This is a genomic window from Pseudomonas sp. AC463 (assembly GCF_979253585.1).
The window spans coordinates 1-318 of the sequence record NZ_CEEDDZ010000346.1 but is presented as its reverse complement, the minus strand read 5'-3'; the positions used below and the strand labels follow the sequence as shown (position 1 = coordinate 318).

The 318-nt window shown below is 66.0% G+C and carries 1 protein-coding gene; it reads right to left on the bottom strand.

Annotation, left to right across the window (positions count from 1 at the left end; translation table 11 throughout):
- Window positions 1-25 precede the first annotated feature (25 nt).
- Window positions 26-318 (bottom strand): peptidoglycan-associated lipoprotein Pal (pal, locus tag AC0IYH_RS30455; RefSeq protein WP_471837881.1); only part of this gene is annotated, 293 nt, incomplete at its 5' end.

The window sequence follows — 318 nt, the reverse complement described above, 5'->3', positions numbered from 1 at the left end:
CGATCCGGCAAACTTTCCGTAAAAATCAGCTCCAAACGATCGTCACCGCGCGACGGTTGGCGGCATAGGCGGCCTCGTCCGAGCCGGTTTCCGCCGGCCGCTCGCTGCCATCGCTGATGACGCTCATCCGCGACGGCGACACGCCCTTGGCGGCCAGATAGTTCTTCGCCGAGTTCGCACGGCGATCGCCCAGCGCGAGGTTGTACTCGCGCGTGCCGCGCTCGTCGCAATGCCCCTCGATCGTGATGCGGACGTTGGGATAGCGGTTCAGCCATTCCGCCTGGCTGTCGAGGATCGCGCGCGCCTGCGGGTCGATGT